At 71.9% G+C, this 15,595-nt stretch carries 18 protein-coding genes; 7 read left to right on the top strand and 11 right to left on the bottom strand.

What is annotated here, in order from left to right; all coding sequences use genetic code 11:
- A partial coding sequence (locus tag ACWED2_RS07375; RefSeq protein WP_449689588.1) for a helix-turn-helix domain-containing protein occupies window positions 1–239 on the bottom strand: 239 nt, incomplete at its 3' end.
- A 155-nt stretch (window positions 240–394) separates the two neighbouring features.
- Between ACWED2_RS07375 and ACWED2_RS07380 the strand changes: the two genes are divergently transcribed.
- Window positions 395–970: an RNA polymerase sigma factor gene (locus ACWED2_RS07380; protein WP_449689589.1), complete on the top strand. Its 576-nt coding sequence runs from the start codon at window positions 395–397 to the stop codon at window positions 968–970.
- Window positions 963–1,838: a CU044_5270 family protein gene (locus ACWED2_RS07385; protein ID WP_449689590.1), complete on the top strand. Its 876-nt coding sequence runs from the start codon at window positions 963–965 to the stop codon at window positions 1,836–1,838. The genes ACWED2_RS07380 and ACWED2_RS07385 overlap by 8 nt, the downstream gene beginning before the upstream one ends.
- A gap of 54 nt (window positions 1,839–1,892) precedes the next feature.
- On the opposite strand, the gene ACWED2_RS07390 is transcribed toward ACWED2_RS07385, so the two are convergent.
- Window positions 1,893–2,918, bottom strand: a complete 1,026-nt coding sequence (locus ACWED2_RS07390; RefSeq protein ID WP_364252264.1) for a 6-phosphofructokinase — start codon at window positions 2,916–2,918, stop codon at window positions 1,893–1,895.
- Window positions 2,919–3,200: 282 nt separating this feature from the next.
- Here ACWED2_RS07390 and ACWED2_RS07395 point away from each other — a divergent pair, with 282 nt between their 5' ends.
- The gene (locus ACWED2_RS07395) at window positions 3,201–4,292 is read left to right on the top strand and encodes a 3-deoxy-7-phosphoheptulonate synthase (RefSeq protein WP_449689591.1); all 1,092 of its coding nucleotides are present in this window, start codon (window positions 3,201–3,203) and stop codon (window positions 4,290–4,292) included.
- A gap of 227 nt (window positions 4,293–4,519) precedes the next feature.
- Here ACWED2_RS07395 and ACWED2_RS07400 read toward each other — a convergent pair whose 3' ends face one another.
- Complete coding sequence (locus ACWED2_RS07400) at window positions 4,520–5,008, bottom strand: polyadenylate-specific 3'-exoribonuclease AS (protein ID WP_191314932.1); 489 nt, start codon at window positions 5,006–5,008, stop codon at window positions 4,520–4,522.
- Between the two features lie 20 nt (window positions 5,009–5,028).
- Window positions 5,029–5,790 carry a lysophospholipid acyltransferase family protein gene (locus ACWED2_RS07405; RefSeq protein ID WP_449689592.1) on the bottom strand — a complete coding sequence of 254 codons (762 nt, stop codon included), beginning with the start codon at window positions 5,788–5,790 and terminating at the stop codon, window positions 5,029–5,031.
- A gap of 213 nt (window positions 5,791–6,003) precedes the next feature.
- Between ACWED2_RS07405 and ACWED2_RS07410 the strand changes: the two genes are divergently transcribed.
- Genes ACWED2_RS07410 through ACWED2_RS07420 form a run of 3 tightly spaced genes read left to right on the top strand, consistent with a single transcriptional unit; the run spans window position 6,004 to window position 8,418 of the window.
- Window positions 6,004–6,771 carry an alpha/beta hydrolase gene (locus tag ACWED2_RS07410; RefSeq protein WP_449689593.1) on the top strand — a complete coding sequence of 256 codons (768 nt, stop codon included), beginning with the start codon at window positions 6,004–6,006 and terminating at the stop codon, window positions 6,769–6,771.
- The gene (locus ACWED2_RS07415; RefSeq protein WP_449689594.1) at window positions 6,768–7,268 is read left to right on the top strand and encodes a hypothetical protein; all 501 of its coding nucleotides are present in this window, start codon (window positions 6,768–6,770) and stop codon (window positions 7,266–7,268) included. Before ACWED2_RS07410 ends, ACWED2_RS07415 begins: the two co-directional genes overlap by 4 nt.
- Window positions 7,269–7,278: 10 nt before the next feature.
- The gene (locus ACWED2_RS07420) at window positions 7,279–8,418 is read left to right on the top strand and encodes a glutamate--cysteine ligase (protein WP_449689595.1); all 1,140 of its coding nucleotides are present in this window, start codon (window positions 7,279–7,281) and stop codon (window positions 8,416–8,418) included.
- On the opposite strand, the gene ACWED2_RS07425 is transcribed toward ACWED2_RS07420, so the two are convergent.
- The 7 genes from ACWED2_RS07425 to ACWED2_RS07455 form a co-directional block, all read right to left on the bottom strand.
- Entirely contained in the window at window positions 8,415–9,257 is an 843-nt protein-coding gene (locus ACWED2_RS07425; RefSeq protein WP_449689596.1) for an NUDIX domain-containing protein, read from the bottom strand. The two genes, ACWED2_RS07420 and ACWED2_RS07425, sit on opposite strands and share 4 nt — an antisense overlap.
- A 148-nt stretch (window positions 9,258–9,405) precedes the next feature.
- Window positions 9,406–10,344, bottom strand: coding sequence for an ROK family protein (locus ACWED2_RS07430; RefSeq protein ID WP_043783421.1), 939 nt, complete (start codon window positions 10,342–10,344; stop codon window positions 9,406–9,408).
- Window positions 10,345–10,360: 16 nt separating this feature from the next.
- Complete coding sequence (locus ACWED2_RS07435; RefSeq protein WP_449689597.1) at window positions 10,361–10,864, bottom strand: hypothetical protein; 504 nt, start codon at window positions 10,862–10,864, stop codon at window positions 10,361–10,363.
- Complete coding sequence (locus ACWED2_RS07440; protein WP_449689598.1) at window positions 10,861–11,988, bottom strand: ArsA family ATPase; 1,128 nt, start codon at window positions 11,986–11,988, stop codon at window positions 10,861–10,863. The genes ACWED2_RS07435 and ACWED2_RS07440 overlap by 4 nt, the downstream gene beginning before the upstream one ends.
- Before the next feature lie 4 nt (window positions 11,989–11,992).
- On the bottom strand, window positions 11,993–12,427 hold the full coding sequence (locus tag ACWED2_RS07445; protein WP_449689599.1) for an SRPBCC family protein: 435 nt from the start codon (window positions 12,425–12,427) through the stop codon (window positions 11,993–11,995).
- Window positions 12,428–12,454: 27 nt separating this feature from the next.
- Entirely contained in the window at window positions 12,455–13,249 is a 795-nt protein-coding gene (locus tag ACWED2_RS07450) for a metallophosphoesterase family protein (protein WP_449689600.1), read from the bottom strand.
- Window positions 13,250–13,258: 9 nt separating this feature from the next.
- On the bottom strand, window positions 13,259–13,669 hold the full coding sequence (locus tag ACWED2_RS07455; RefSeq protein ID WP_449689601.1) for a polyketide cyclase / dehydrase and lipid transport: 411 nt from the start codon (window positions 13,667–13,669) through the stop codon (window positions 13,259–13,261).
- Between the two features lie 127 nt (window positions 13,670–13,796).
- Between ACWED2_RS07455 and ACWED2_RS07460 the strand changes: the two genes are divergently transcribed.
- Complete coding sequence (locus ACWED2_RS07460) at window positions 13,797–15,593, top strand: AMP-dependent synthetase/ligase (RefSeq protein WP_449689602.1); 1,797 nt, start codon at window positions 13,797–13,799, stop codon at window positions 15,591–15,593.
- The last annotated feature ends 2 nt before the right edge of the window (window positions 15,594–15,595 follow it).

Genomic DNA, 15,595 nt, shown 5'->3' on the forward strand with positions numbered 1-15,595 from the left:
TTTGGGGACAACGCCGCGAACCCGGAGTCGTTGAACGCGTGGATCACCTCCCGCACATACCCCTCGCTTGCGGCGAACATCGCTGCGATCTCGCCTGCGGACCGGCCCTGCGACGAGGCCAGCACGATCCCGGACCGTCGCAGCCGCACCCGATCCCGCGTCGACCTCGTGATCTTGACCAGCCGCTGCGCTTCTTCGGGCTCCAGCGACCGCGCGAACACCTCAGGCTGACGTGCCATGACTCACCTCCACCGGCCAGCCTCGCGATCACCAGCTCGGATGTCCACGCGACACGGTTACCGCGTCAACGTTCCTTGATGAGGCACTAGCGTGAACCCGGACCGCCCGAACCGCCAACAACGGGCAGATGGCCTCACGACAGGCAGGCGGTTCCTTGAGTTCACCGAGTGAAGCCGGGGACGACGCGGACGTGATCACCGCGTCACTGGCGCATCCCGAGCGGTTCGCGGCGGTCTTCGACCGCCACGCCCCGCACATCCATCGCTACCTCGCCCGGCGGCTCGGCGGCCAGGTCGCCGACGACCTGATGGGCGAGACGTTCCTGATCGCGTTCGGCGGGCGCGCCCGCTACGACCCGGCGTTCCCGAGCGCGCGGCCGTGGCTCTACGGCATCGCGACCAACCTCGTCGGGCAACGGCGCCGCGAAGAGGCCCGCGAGTACCGGCTGCGAGCCAGTCTGGGGCCGCCCGCCGAGCAGGTCTCCCACGCGGACCGGGTCGCCGAGCGGGTGACGGCGCAGGCGATGCACGGCCGGCTGGCCGGGGCCCTGGCCGAGCTGTCTCGCGGCGACCGCGACGTGCTGCTGCTGATCGCTTGGGAAGGCCTCGCCTACGAGGAGGTCGCGGCCGCGCTGGGGATCCCGGTCGGCACTGTCCGGTCGCGCCTGAACCGGGCCCGCAGGAAGGTCCGCGCCGCGCTGGCGCTCGAGGAGGTCTCGAACCATGGATGACATGCAGCTGTTGCGCGACTTCGCCGGGCCCGCCGGGCTGCCGGCGGCCGGCGACCTGGCCCGGAAGCGGGCCGAACTGCTCACCGCCACGGTATCGGCTCGCCCCCGGCACCGGCGCGCGCTCTGGGGCGGGGTGACCGCGGCCGGGCTCGCCGCGGCCGTGGCCGCCGTCTTCGTGCTCACGCCGTCGGACGCTCCCGTCGGACCGGCTCCGGTGCGCCCGGTGACCGATCCGGTGGGAATCCTGTACGCCGCCGCTGCGAAGGCGCGCGCTCTGCCGGACGTCACCCCGCGGCCCGATCAGTTCGTCTACACGAAGACGCGGCTCGCGGACGGCCGGGAGAACGAGACGTGGGCGTCGGTGGACGGCACCCACGACGGCTTGTCGTTCGTCTTCGGCCACGAGACCGAGGTGGCGGGCTGCCGCGACGGGAAACGCGTGCAGAAAGAGGGCCGTGGGCGGACGGTCACGAGCCGGTGCGTGCCGCACCCCGCCGCCCCCGCGGACCTGCCCACGGACGCCGACGCCATGCTCGCGTACCTGCACAAGAGCACCTACGGCGAGGGAGACACGCTGCACGACCTCGGCCGCGAGGTCGTCGACCTGGCCGGCGGCTGGCTGCGCCCGGCGGTGCGGGCCGCTCTCTACGAGGCCGTGGCGAAGGTGCCCGGCCTGGTCTCCCGCACCGACGCGAAGGACGCCACCGGCCGGACCGTTCTCGGCATCACCTGGAACAGCACGACCGAGCACGGGATCGGCAACCAGGACGAGTTCCTGTTCGACCCGGTGACCTTCGCCTACCTCGGCTCCGGGATGGGCGCGGTGGTGAGCCAGGGCATCGTCGACGCGGTGCGGCAACGGCCCTGAACGTGCGAAAGGGCCGCCCCGGGACTTCCCGGGGCGGCCCTTTCGGCGGAGGACTCAGCCGAAGAAGACTTCGGCTTCCTGGTAGCGCTCGACCGGGACGGTCTTCAGCTCGGCCGTCGCCTCGGAGAGCTTCACGCGCACGATGTCCGTGCCCTTGAGGGCGACCATGACGCCGAAGTCGCCGTCGGCCACCGCGTCGACCGCGTTGAGGCCGAACCGCGTCGCCAGGACGCGGTCGTAGGCCGTCGGGGTGCCGCCGCGCTGGACGTGGCCCAGGACCACCGCGCGGGACTCCTTGCCGGTGCGGTGGGCGATCTCGTCGGCCAGCCAGGTGCCGATGCCGCCGAGGCGGACGTGCCCGAAGGCGTCCTTCTCGCCGGTCAGCAGCTTCTCCTCGCCGCCCTCGGGCAGCGCGCCCTCGGCGACGACGATGATCGGCGCGAACTCCTTCTCGAAGCGGCGCTCGACCCAGGAGACGACCTGGTCGACGTTGAAGTGCTTCTCCGGCACCAGGATGACGCTGGCGCCGCCGGCCAGGCCGGAGTGCAGCGCGATCCAGCCGGCGTGGCGGCCCATGACCTCGACGACCAGCGCGCGGTGGTGCGACTCGGCCGTGGTGTGCAGCCGGTCGATCGCCTCGGTCGCGATGGAGACCGCGGTGTCGAAGCCGAAGGTGTAGTCGGTGGCGCCCAGGTCGTTGTCGATCGTCTTGGGTACACCCACGACGCCGACGCCGTCGTCGGTCAGCCGCTTCGCGACGCCGAGGGTGTCCTCGCCGCCGATCGCGATCAGCGCGTCGACACCTTGATCGGCGAGGACCTGCTTGATCTTGTCGACGCCGCCCTCGACCTTGTACGGGTTCGTGCGCGAGGACCGCAGGATGGTGCCGCCGCGGGTGAGGATGTCCTCGACGTCGTTCAGGCCCAGCGGGCGGCTGTCGCCGGTGAGCGGGCCGTTCCAGCCGTTGCGGAAGCCCACGAAGTCCCAGCCGTGCACCTCGATGCCCTTGCGCACCACCGCGCGGATCACCGCGTTGAGCCCCGGGCAGTCGCCGCCGCCGGTCAGCACACCGACACGCATGAGAAGCCTCCGTCTGTTCTCGGGAGATGACAGTCACATTTCGTCGTCCGCCAGAGTAGCGGCTCTCGTCTTGATCGGTGCAGGCCGTACCACCTGCCGGATCGGTCCTCGTGGCGGCTGTGCTACGTTGACCCCGTGCAGCGCTATTTCTGGTTTACGAAGCCGGCCCCGGGTGGGCACGGCGGCGTGAACCTGCGCTGACTCCCACCCCGAGCCGGATTTCGAAACCGGCTCGGCGAGTCCCCCGCGGGTCGGTGTCCACCAGGAAGGAACACCCCCGCCATGACGCTCTCCGCCGGACCGGCCACCATCGGTGACCTCAGTGATCTCGATGCCGCGCGCACCACGTCGATCAGTCCGCTCATTTCGCCCGCGCTGCTGCGCGAAGACCATCCGGTCGACGCCGCCGTCGCGAAGGTGGTGCGGCACGGCCGCGCCGAAACGGTCGACATCCTCGAAGGCCGCGACGACCGGCTCCTCGTCGTGGTCGGCCCGTGCTCGGTCCACGACCCCGAGGCGGCCCTCGACTACGCCCGCAGGCTGGCCGCGAAGGCCGAGGAGCTGCGCGGCGAGCTGCACATCGTGATGCGCGTGTACTTCGAGAAGCCGCGCACGACGCTGGGCTGGAAGGGCCTGATCAACGACCCGGACCTCGACGGCACGTTCGCCGTCAACAAGGGCCTGCGGATGGCCCGCAAGCTGCTGCTCGACGTGTCCGAGCTCGGCCTGCCGGTGGGGTGCGAGTTCCTCGACCCGATCACGCCGCAGTTCATCGCGGACATCGTGACGTGGGGTTCGATCGGCGCGCGCACGGCGGCGAGCCAGGTGCACCGCCAGCTGTGCAGCGCGCTGTCGATGCCGGTGGGCATCAAGAACTCGACCGAGGGCGACGTCCAGGTGGCGATCGACGCGACCCGCGCGGCGGCGGCGAGCCACGTGTTCCCGGGCATCAACACGGACGGCCTGGCGGCGCTGCTGACGACGTCGGGCAACCCGGACTGCCACGTGATCCTGCGCGGCCACAGCGGCGGGCCGAACTACGACGCGGGTTCTGTTTTGGACGCTTTGGCCCGGTTGGCGAAGGCTGGGCTGCCGGAGCGGGTGATCATCGACGCTTCCCACGGGAACAGCGGCAAGGACCACGTGCGGCAGGGTGTGGTGGTTTCCGAGCTGGCCGCGCGGATTGCGGCGGGTGAGCGCGGGATTTCGGGGCTGATGATGGAGAGCTTCCTGGCCGGTGGGCGGCAGGACCTTTCGCTGGGGCACGCTTCGGAGCTGACGTACGGCCAGTCGATCACGGACGCTTGTTTGGCCTGGGACGACACCGCGCCGCTGCTGGACGAGCTGGCTTCGGCGGTGCGGGCGCGCCGCTGAGAGGTCCCCGGCCTGGGGGGTCCCCCGGTTTTTACGTTACCGGGGACCCCCGACAATTCCGGGCTCGCGATCCATGCGCCCCAAGGCGGCCTTGGTTGCGTCTCACGCACCGAAGGCCGCATTGGGGCGCTCCCGGGCGGGGTCGGCACAGCGGAAAGTGTCGATCCCTGCCGGTAGCGTGGAAAATGGGGGCGCCCCCGCCGGCCGGCGGGTCTACGGCCGGCGGGTCAACGGCGCGGGAAGTAGCTCTCGATGACTTCCCACCGGGCCAGGTTGTGCTTCGCGTCCGCCAAAGCGTCGTGCTGGTCGGTCGGCGCGGCCGGCAGCTTCGGCTTCCCCGCGTCCTCCCACCGCTGGCGCAGATCTCGCGTGAACCGCGGCAGCTGCCGGGGCAACGCCGGCATCGGGCCCCACAGCTGGGCCAGCGCCACGTGGTCGTACGCCGCGAACCAGGCCCACAGCTCGATCCCGCCCGGCGGCTTGCCGAAGAACTCCAGCAGGTCGTTGCGGATCTTCTCCCGGCTCCGCCACGCTCGGTCGGCCGGGGACGGCAGCTTGTCCAGCACGTTGTCGCGGACCCAGGGCCCCGCCTTGGAAGGGTCGAACTCGGTCGAGACCGCGTAGAACTCGCGGCCCTGCTCGTCGACCACCCCGATCGACACCAAATCGATCGTCACGCCGTCTTCGATGAACTCGGTGTCGTAGAAAAAACGCACTGGTGAACAGTAGTGGTGGCTCAGCCGACCTTGGAATCCGGCACCCGGGCCGCCTCGCGCGCCGACGGCTGGGTGGGCACCTCGGGCTTGACGCCCGCCGCCTCCGCCGCCAAGAGCTCCTTGGCCTTCGCCGCGTAGATGTCGACGTACTCCTGGCCCGACAGCTCCATCAGGGCGTACATGATCTCGTCCGTGATCGAGCGCTCGATGAACCGGTCGCCCGCGAGACCTTCGTACCGCGAGAAGTCGAGGGGCTTGCCGAAGCGGACCTCGAGACGCCGCGGCCACCACATCTTCGAGCCGATCGGGTTGACCTTGTCCGTGCCGACCATCGCCACCGGGATCACCACGCCGCCGGATTCCAGGGCGATCCGGGCCACGCCCGTCTTGCCCTTGTACAGGCGTCCGTCCGGGGAGCGGGTGCCCTCCGGGTAGATCCCGAGCAGGTGGCCCTCGCGCACCAGGCGGATCGCCGTGTCGAGGGCGGCCTGGGCGGCGTTGCCGCCGGACCGGTCGATCGGGAACTGGCCGACGCCGGTGAAGAACCACTTCTTGAACGCGCCCTTGAACCCGGGCTCGGTGAAGTACTCGGACTTGGCCGGGAAGGTCACCTTGCGCTTGACGCGCAGCGGCATGAAGAACGAGTCCGCGACCGCCAGGTGGTTGCCGGCCAGGATCGCGCCGCCGGACTCGGGGATGTTCTCCGCGCCGACGACCTTGGTCGGCCAGAGCGTTTTGAGCAGCGGTCCGAGGAACACCCATTTCATGAGCCAGTACAGCACCGGTGCCTCAGTCCTCCATCGCAGCCGCAACCCCTGTCCACCCGAGACGACCAGCGTACGAAGCCGGGTGGCCGCCGCACAACGGAGACCACCCGGTTACCACCGGGGCAGCGATCGATCTCACAGCGAATTCCGGGCCCGGGCGGACCCCCACAAGGTCCGCCGGGCGTGAGAGCATGGACGGACTGCCCCGCTCACACGGAAGGCGATCGCATGGGCGTGCTCGCCGGCGCGGAACCGTTCGGCCACACCGGTTCCGCCGAAACCGGCTTCCTGCTCTGCCACGGGTTCACCGGTACCCCGGCGAGCATGCGGGCCTGGGGTGACCACCTGGCCGGGGCCGGGTTCACGGTGCGCTGCCCGCTGCTGCCGGGCCACGGCACCCGCTGGCCGGACCTCAACCGCACGACGTGGGAAGACTGGTACGGCGCCGTCCGCGAGGCCCTGCTCGCGCTGCTGGCGACCTGCCGGACCGTGTTCGTCGGCGGCCTCTCGATGGGCGGCACGCTCACCCTGCGCCTGGCCGAGGAGTTCGGCGACCGGATCGCCGGGATCGTCCTGGTCAACCCGTCGGTGACGCGGCTGAAGTGGGACACGCGGCTGCTGCCGGTGCTGGGCCGGATCGTGCCGTCGGTGCCGGCGATCGCGAACGACATCAAGAAGCCGGGCGAGACGGAGCTGGCCTACCCGCGCACGCCGGTGCGCGCGGCCGCGAGCCTCGCGAAGCTGTGGGCGGTCGTGCGCGCCGACCTGGCGAAGGTGACGCAGCCGGTGCTGCTGCTGCACTCGTCGGTCGACCACGTCGTCGAGCCGGTGAACTCGCAGCTGGTGCTCGAGGGCGTCTCGAGCACCGATGTCACCGAGGTCGTGCTGGAGAACAGCTACCACGTGGCGACGCAGGACAACGACGCCGAGGTGATCTTCACCCGCAGCGTCGAGTTCGCGAAGGCGCACGCCGCCCAGCCGGAGGAGTCCGCATGAGCCGGGGGAAGGACGGGCCGGAGGACGTCGACGCGACGTTCGCCGAGATCGTCGCCGACCTGCGCGCCGGCGGGTTCGGGCTCCCGGAGGAGGACACCGGGAACACCACCGGCACCGCCGGGGCCGAGTCGCGCAAGACGCCCGAGCGGCCCGCCGACCCGCCGGCCGTGGAAGCCCCGCCGGAGCCCGGCTGGCGGTCCGGGGGCACGTCGTGGGACACGACGATCTTCTCCGACGACCCGGCCGACGACGACGAGCACTACGTCCCGCCGGAGCCGCCGCCGCTGCCCCGGCCGAAGCTGGGCGCGTTCCTCATCCTGCTGCTGTTCCTGGCCGGGCTGTTCCTGCTGATCCTGCCCGGCGCGATCGGTGTCGGCCCGACGGTGGCGACCCCGCTCGGCATCCTCGCGCTCGCGACGGCGATCGCCCTGCTGCTGCTCCGCGTCCGTCAGGGGCCGCCGCCCGGCGCGGACCCCAGCAACGGCGCCCAGGTCTAAACGGACGGCGATGCACATCGAGTTCAGTCCTTCGCGGCGATCGACCGTCGGCGCGGAATGGGAGCTCGGCCTGGTGGACCGGCGCAGCGGCGAGCTGTCTTCGGTGGCCGAGCAGATCCTCGAGGCCGTCCGCCCCGACGGGCAGGCCGAGCACCCGAAGATCAAGCAGGAGCTGCTGCTCAACACGATCGAGATCATCACCGGCGTCTGCGACACGATCGCCGAGATCAAGGCCGACCTGAACGACTCGCTCGACGTCGTGCACGGCGTCGCCGACCCGCTCGGCGTCGAGATGTTCTCGGCGGGGACGCACCCGTTCTCGAACTGGTACCAGCAGAAGGTCACCGACAAGGAGCGCTACGCCAAGCTCATCGACCGCACCCAGTGGTGGGGACGGCAGATGCTGATCTACGGCGTCCACATCCACGTCGGGGTCGACCACCGCGAGAAGGTGCTGCCGGTCCTCGACGCGCTGCTCAACTACGCGCCGCACCTGCAGGCGCTGTCGGCGTCGTCGCCGTACTGGGGCGCCGAGGACACCGGGTACGCGTCGAACCGGGCGCTGATGTTCCAGCAGCTGCCGACGGCCGGGCTGCCGTTCCAGTTCCGGAAGTGGGCGGAGCTGGAGAGCTACGTCGAGGACATGTTCACCACCGGCGTGATCGACAGCTTCTCGGAGATCCGCTGGGACATCCGGCCGGCCCCGCACCTGGGGACGATCGAGATGCGCGTCTGCGACGGCCTGCCGACGCTGGAGGAGGTCGGCGCGATCGCGGCGCTGACCCAGTGCCTGGTCGACGACTTCGTCGAGCGCCTCGAAGACGGCGAGATCCTGCCGACGCTGCCGCCGTGGCACGTCCAGGAGAACAAGTGGCGCGCGGCCCGCTACGGCACCGACGCGATCGTCATCCTCGACGCGGCCGGCCGCGAGCGGCTGGTCACCGACGACGTGGCCGACCTGCTGGACCGGCTGGAGCCGGTGGCGCGGCGGCTGGACTGCGTGGCCGAGCTGCGGGACGTCGAGACGATCCTGCGGTACGGGCCGAGCTACCGGCGGCAGCGCGCGGTGGCCGAGCAGCACAAGGGCAGCCTCAAGGCCGTGATGGCGTCGCTGGTCGCCGAAATGCGCGACGGGATCCCGAAGGGTTAGAGCCGGTCGAGCCGGGTGCGGAGGGTGCCCGGGCCGAGGATCGCCGCGCCGTGGGCCTCCACGCGGCGGCGGAGTTCGCGGTCGGCGGTCGCCACCAGGACCTTCGCGTTCTGCTGCGCGACGACCTCGACGATCTTGGAGTCACCGTCGGTGTCGGCGGCGACGACCTCGACGCCTTCGGTGGCGGTGACGTGCTTCGCCTTGCCTTCCACGACCAGGATGATCCGCGGCCACCAGGTCACGGCGGGGTCGTCCGGGTCCGGCACGCCGGCTTCGGCGAGCTTCGCGAGCTGATCGCGGAGGCGCTCGGCGGCGCCGTGGCGGTCGCGCCACCAGCCGTCCGGCCGCGAGCCGACGACGTTGGCGCCGTCGACGACGAGGACCAGCTCCTGCCCGAGGCGGTCGCGCAGGTCCGGCCAGGCGGCCGCGAAGTCGCGGTGCAGGGGGTAACCGGGGACGTCGTCGGGATCCACCCAGCGCACCTCCGCACTTTCGGTGTTGGCGACCCGCGCCTCGGCGCCGGCGGCCAGGGCGAGGACGGTGGTGTAGCTCCAGTTCCCATGGTCCACCACGGACGCCGAGACCGCGCGGAAGGCCGCGGCGGGGACGGAGGCTTCTTCGAACGCTTCGCGGGCGGCGGCGCCTCTGGCCGTTTCGCCCGCTTCGATGGCCCCGCCGGGCAGCGCCCAGGTGCGGCCGTGGTGCACCCACCAGGCGCGGCGTTGCAGGAGAACCCCGCGGGCGGGATCGACGAGCAGCAGCCCGGCGGCGCCGTAGCGGCCCCAGTGCACGTGCCCGCAGGAACACTTGACGAAGACGCTCGCGGAGGGGGCACTCACCCGGCCAGCTTTTCACAGGTCGGTGGTGGACCACCTCTCCGCGAAGGGGGTGAGTCCGGCTCGCGGGAAAGGCCAGGGCAGCGGACGGGGGCCCACACCCCCGCAGCCCCGATCCGAAGCCGGAACGCGGCCGCCGGCGCCGGCCGTCTCAGACGGGAGTCTTCGCCGCTTCCAACGCCAGCGCCGCCGCGCCCACGATGGCCGTGTCGTCGCCCAGGTGGGCCGTGCGGATGCGGGCCAGCGGCCGATGCCGGGCGCCCGTGATCGCGCCCGCGTAGTGCTCGCGGGCCTCGTCCAGGAACAGCGGAGCCGACTCCGACACCCCTCCCCCGATCACGATGATCTCCGGGTCGAACACGTCCGCCACCAGGGCCAGGCCCTCGCCCAGCCACTTGGCCAGCTCCGCCATCGCCAGCTGGGCGATCGGGTCGCCGTCGCGGGCCGCGCCCGCCACCCGGCGGCCCGTCACCGAGCCCGGGTCGCCCGCGACCTGGGGGGCCAGCACCGTCGAGCGGCCCGGGTGCCGGGCCAGCAGCTCCACCGCCGTCGCCGCCAGGGCCGTTCCGCTGCAGTACCGCTCCCAGCAGCCGTACTTGCCGCACGGGCAGGGACGGCCGCCGCGGACCACCGTCAGGTGGCCCAGCTCCGGCGCGACGCCGTACGCCCCCCGGTAGAGTTTGCCGTCCAGCAACAGCCCCGCGCCGATGCCCGTGCCCAGTGCCACCAGGGCCGCCACCTGGGCGCCGCGTGCCGCGCCGAAGCGGTGCTCCCCCACGATCGCCGAATTGACGTCGTGCTCCAGCAGCACCGGCAGGCCGACGCGCTTCTCGATCCGGTCGGCGACCGGGGCGCCCCGCCACGCCAGGTGCGGGGCGAACATCACCGACCGGCGGTCGCGCGCCACGAAGCCCGCCACCGCCAGCCCGACCCCGGCCACGTCGTGGCGGTTGCGCAGGTCTTCGACCACGCCCGCGATGGCGTCCTCGAGGGCGCCCTCTTCGGTCGGTGTCGCGACGCGCGCCGTGTCGAGCAGGGAGCCGCGTTCGTCCACCACGCCGGCCCGGATGCTCGTCCCGCCGACGTCCACCCCTATCGTCCGCAACTCAGCTCTCCCACTCGTCGCGCCGGCGGACGGCGATGTGCTGTACTCGCGGCGCCGGCCGCGGGTCCGCGGGCCGCGGCGCGGGCCGGAACCCGGGCATGTGCACGCCCTCCTCCGGCTCCCAGCGGTCCGCGAGCACCGCCCGCAGCAGGGCGACCAGCTGCGCGAGCTGCTCGGCCAGCCGCGCGACCAGCTCCGGCCGTTCACCGCGCACCACCGCGACGATCGCACACAGTGGACACCAGCCGCACGCCGAACCGTCCGGTTTCGCCTCGTCCGGGGGACCGTGACCACCGGCGGCTTCGCCACCCGGAACCCCCGAAAAGCTGCCGTAACCACCGGGGCTCCGCCCCGGGCCGGGGGCTTCGCCACCCGGACCCCCCGAAAAGCTGCCGTGTCCGGCCGCGAGCACGCCTTCGAGCCAAGGTGCCGCCTTCTCCGCGACCATCTCGGCGAGCAGCCGGATCTCCTCCGTCAGGCGCGGCCCGTGTTCCTCTTCGCTCACCCGCGTCCCCGGTTCCCGGCCAGGTGCACGACCAGGCCGTCGGCGTCGGATTCCGCGCCGGTGATCCGGCACGGCCGCAGCGGCTCCGGCAGGGCGATGAGCCTGCGGAAGCCGTCCACGGTGATCGCCAGGTCGTCGTCGACGCGGGCGAGGTCGACCTCGGCGTCCCGCACGAGCGGGATCGCGACACGCAGGGTGTACCCGCCGGCAGCCGGCCGCACGCGCAGCAGCGGGGTGACCGGGGTGCCCTTGCCCGCGAGCGGGTCTTCGCCGCGGTAGAGCTCGCCGGCGATCTCCAGCAGCGCGGGCAGCCCGACCGGCTCGACGGCGCGGTGCTCGACCCGGGCGACCGGCGCGATCCCGGCCGCGGCGAGCTCGGCGAGCACGGCGTCCTGCTGGGTCCGGCGCGTGCGCAGCCACGACGCGGCACCGCCGCGCCAGAGGCCGGGCGCAGGCATCAGGCGGTTGGCGATCACGCCGTCGACGGCGATGCCGCGCAGGGCCAGCGAGCTGAGCGTGCGCCGCGCCTCGGCGACCACCACCCGCTCCGGGGTCAGGACCAGCCGGACCGTCGTCACCGCCGGGTCGGTGAGCAGGGCGCGCAGGCCGTCGAGGTGGGTGCCGAGCCGGCGCACGGGATCGGTGACGCGCCGCCCGAACACGCGGGACAGGTACCCGGACACGGCTTCGGGCAGGGCGAGCAGCCGCAACGTCTCGGCCGTCGGGCCGCAGTCGACGACGACGGCCTCCCACGGCCCGTCCTCGGCCAGCCGGCGGACTTCGGTGAGGGCGAGCAGCTCGTCGACGCCGGGCAGCACGGTCAGCTCTTCGGCGTCCAAGGCATCGAGTCCCGCGCCGGCCAGCACGGCCCGCAGCTCGCCGCGCAACTGCTGCCAGGTGGCGTCCACCAGGGTGCGCGAGTCGATCTGCACACCGGAGAGCAGCGTGTCCACTTCGGACGGTTCGGCCCCGAGGGGGTGCCCGAAGGCGTCACCCAGCGAGTGCGCCGGGTCCGTGGACACGACGAGGGTCTTCCTGCCGCGGGCGGCGAGGGCGGCGCCGGTGGCCGCGGCCAGCGTGGTCTTCCCGACACCCCCCTTGCCGGTGCACAGCAGGATCCGCACGGGGCTAGCCCTCGGCCCGCTTCTTGAGCTCCTTCAGCGCGGTGTCCATGACCATCTTCTCGGCCTTGCGGCGCAGCAGGCCGATCATCGGCAGCGCCAGCTCGACCGACAGCGTGTAGGTGACGCGCGTGCGGCCGCCGAGGTCGGCCAGCGCGTAGCGGCCGTTCTGCGCCTTCTGCATCTGGCCCTTGACCAGGTGCCAGCTGACGCCGAGGCCGTCTTCGTCCCAGTCGTACTCGAGGGTGTAGACGTCCTTGATCGGGCCCGCGTCGAGGGTGAGCTTGACCTGCTTGGCCCGCCCGTCGTCGTCGGTGTCGAGGACCTCGGTCTGCCGGACGGCCTTGGCCCATTCCGGGTACGCGGGGAAGTCGGCGATCACGGCCATCACCCGGCTGGGCTCGGCGTCGACCTCGATGGACTGTGTGGACTGCTCGGCCATGGGTCGAAGCGTAGCCGCCGCGCTTGGTCACCAGCGCAGCACGTAGGGCTGCCCGGTCTCCTTGAAGTGACCCACGTTACGGCACTCGGTCAGGCCGACCCTGGCGCGGGCGGACAGCGGCTGGTGCACGTGCCCGAACACCGACCAGCGCGGCCGCTGCGCCCGGATCAGCGCCAGCAGCGCCGTCGAGCCGATCTCGCTGCGGCGCGCCACGACGTCGTAGGTCAGCTCCGGCAGGGCGGGCGGGCCGTGCGTGCAGAGGACGTCCACGTCGGTCAACGCGGCGACGCTCGCCTCGTAGTCCTCGCGAACCCGCAGGTAGGGGCGCCACGCGGCGCCCTTGCGCGGCCGCGGGACGACACCGTCGGGCAGCAGCGCGCCGCCGACGAACCCGAACCGCAGGCCGCCGATCTCGGCCACCTCACCGTCGAGCACCTGCACGCCCTCGCCGGCGAACTCCGGCCACAGCGCCGGCGTGTCGACGTTGCCGGGCGTGGCGTACGTCGGCGCGGTCATCGCCGCGAACAGGGTCGCGTACTGGGCGCGGATGGCCTCGTCGACCGCGGCTCCCGGATCGTCGAGGGTCGCCCAGAGCGTGCGCGAAAAGGCAACGGTTTCGTCACGGGTGCCCTCGCGGCGCAGGCGGGCGAACTGGCCGACCTTCTCCGCGCCGAACAGGGCGCCCATGATGCCCTTTTCGTAGTCGTGGTAGTCGACGAAGTCGATCAGGTCGCCGAGCACGACCAAGGCGTCCGCCCCGTCGCCCGCCCGCTTCAACGCGTCCGCGTTGCCGTGCACGTCCGAGACGACGTGTACCCGCACCCTGTTCCCCTACCCCTCGCCGCGCGGAGGGACGCCGGGCTCGCGGCCGTCCTCCAGGATCTCCTTGAGCCCGAGCGCGATCGCCTTGGCCGCGCGGGCGCGCCGGTCGAACTCCCGGCGCAGCTCGCGCGGCGCCAGTTCCCGGGGCGCCCCGGCCGCATCGGCGGGCGTCGCCCGCAGGAAGTAGTGCAGCAGGGTGCCGTCGAGCACCGGCTCGAGCCAGACCTCCATCGTACCGACGAGCGCGCCCCGCACGGTCCAGCGCAGGCCCTTGTCCCCCCGGTCGGTGTAGACCTCCAGGACCAGGTCGGGCCAGTAGCGCCGCCAGGAGGCCGGCTCGGCGAAGACCGCGGCCACGGTGGCGGGCGGAACGGCGAAGAACGTCTCGTCGACGATGTCGAGGGAGGGCGGCGCGTTCACGTGCGAAGAATGTCACGGCCTCGCCTCGCGGCGGCGGTCAGCATGGTCTTAAGGTGCTCACCACGCTAAGTTGACTGGCGGGTAACAGCGGTGTCACCTGCCGCACGCGTTGAACACGGAGGTCCACGTGCGCGAATACAGCGCTCCCGCCGGCAAGCCGGTGGCCGACGACGAAAACATGTCCGACGTCGTCTGGGCGAACGCCGAGCGGTTCTCCGACGTGGTGAGCTTCCGCCGCCAGGTCGAGGGCAGCTGGCTGGACGTGACCGCCAAGGAGTTCGCGGCCGAGGTGCTGGCCGTGGCCAAGGGCATGGCCAAGGCCGGGATCGGCCGCGGCGACCGCGTCGCGATCATGTCGAAGACCCGCTACGAGTGGACCCTGATCGACTTCGCGATCTGGGCGGCGGGCGCGGTGACCGTCCCGATCTACGACACGTCCTCCCCGGAGCAGGTGTACTGGATCCTCTCCGACTCGGCCGCGAAGGGCGTCTTCGTCGAGACGAACGCCCACGCCGCGGCGGTCGACGAGATCCGGGACCGGCTCACGGACCTGGCCAACACCTGGCAGATCGAGGGCGACTCCCCCGCCGTCGAAGAGCTGTCCGCGCTGGGCGCCTCGCTCTCGGACGACGAGCTGCACGACCGGCGCCGCGAGGTGTCCGCGGACGAGCTGGCCACGATCGTCTACACCTCGGGCACCACCGGCCGCCCCAAGGGCGTCGAGCTGACCCACCGCAACCTCCTGGCCGAGATCCGCGCCGACATCGAGGCGTTCCCGCAGCTGATGGAGCAGGGCAACTCGCTGCTGTGCTTCCTGCCGCTGGCGCACGTGCTGGCCCGCGCGATCGCCGTCACGGCGCTGTCCGCCCGCGTCACCCTCGGGCACACCCCGGACGTCAAGAACCTGGTCGCCGACCTCGGCACGTTCCGGCCGACGTTCGTCGTCGCCGTGCCGCGCGTGTTCGAGAAGGTCTACAACTCGGCGAAGCAGAAGGCGCACAGCGAGGGCAAGGGCAAGATCTTCGACGCCGCCGAGGCCACCGCCGTCGCCTACAGCGAAGCCCAGGACAAGGGCGGCGCCGGGCTCGGCCTCAAGCTCAAGCACCTGGCGTTCGACAAGCTGGTCTACGGCAAGCTGCGCGCGGCCCTCGGCGGCCGCTGCGTCGCGGCGGTTTCCGGCGGCGCGCCCCTGGGCGCGCGGCTGGCGCACTTCTTCCGCGGCATCGGCGTCCCGGTGTTCGAGGGCTACGGCCTCACCGAGACGTCCGCGGCGGCGAACGTCAACACCCAGACCGCGTTCCGCGTCGGCACGGTCGGCAAGCCGGTCAACGGCACGTCGGTCCGCATCGCCGACGACGGCGAAGTGCTGCTCAAGGGCGACGTCGTGTTCCGGGCCTACTACAACAACCCGCAGGCGACGAAGGAAGCGCTCACCGACGGCTGGTTCCACACGGGCGACCTCGGCGAGCTCGACGCGGACGGGTTCCTGAAGATCACCGGCCGCAAGAAGGAGATCATCGTGACCGCGGGCGGCAAGAACGTCGCCCCGTCCGGTCTCGAGGACACGATCAAGGCGTCCCCGCTGGTCAGCCAGGCCATGGTGGTCGGCGACCAGCGGCCGTTCATCGCGGCACTGGTGACGGTGGACGAGGAGTACTTCCCGTCCTGGAAGTCCCAGCACGGCAAGCCCGCATCGGCCACGGTCGCCGACCTGGCCACCGACCCCGACCTGGTCGCGGAGATCCAGGCCGCGGTCGACGAGGCCAACAAGTCGGTGTCCAAGGCCGAGGCGATCAAGAAGTTCACCGTGCTGGCGAACGACTTCACCGAAGCGGGCGGCGAGATCACGCCGAGCCTGAAGCTGAAGCGGAACGTGGTTTCGAAGAACTACGCCAACGACATCGAGGGCCTGTACAAGAAGTAGCG

This window comes from Amycolatopsis sp. NPDC005003 (assembly GCF_053600695.1).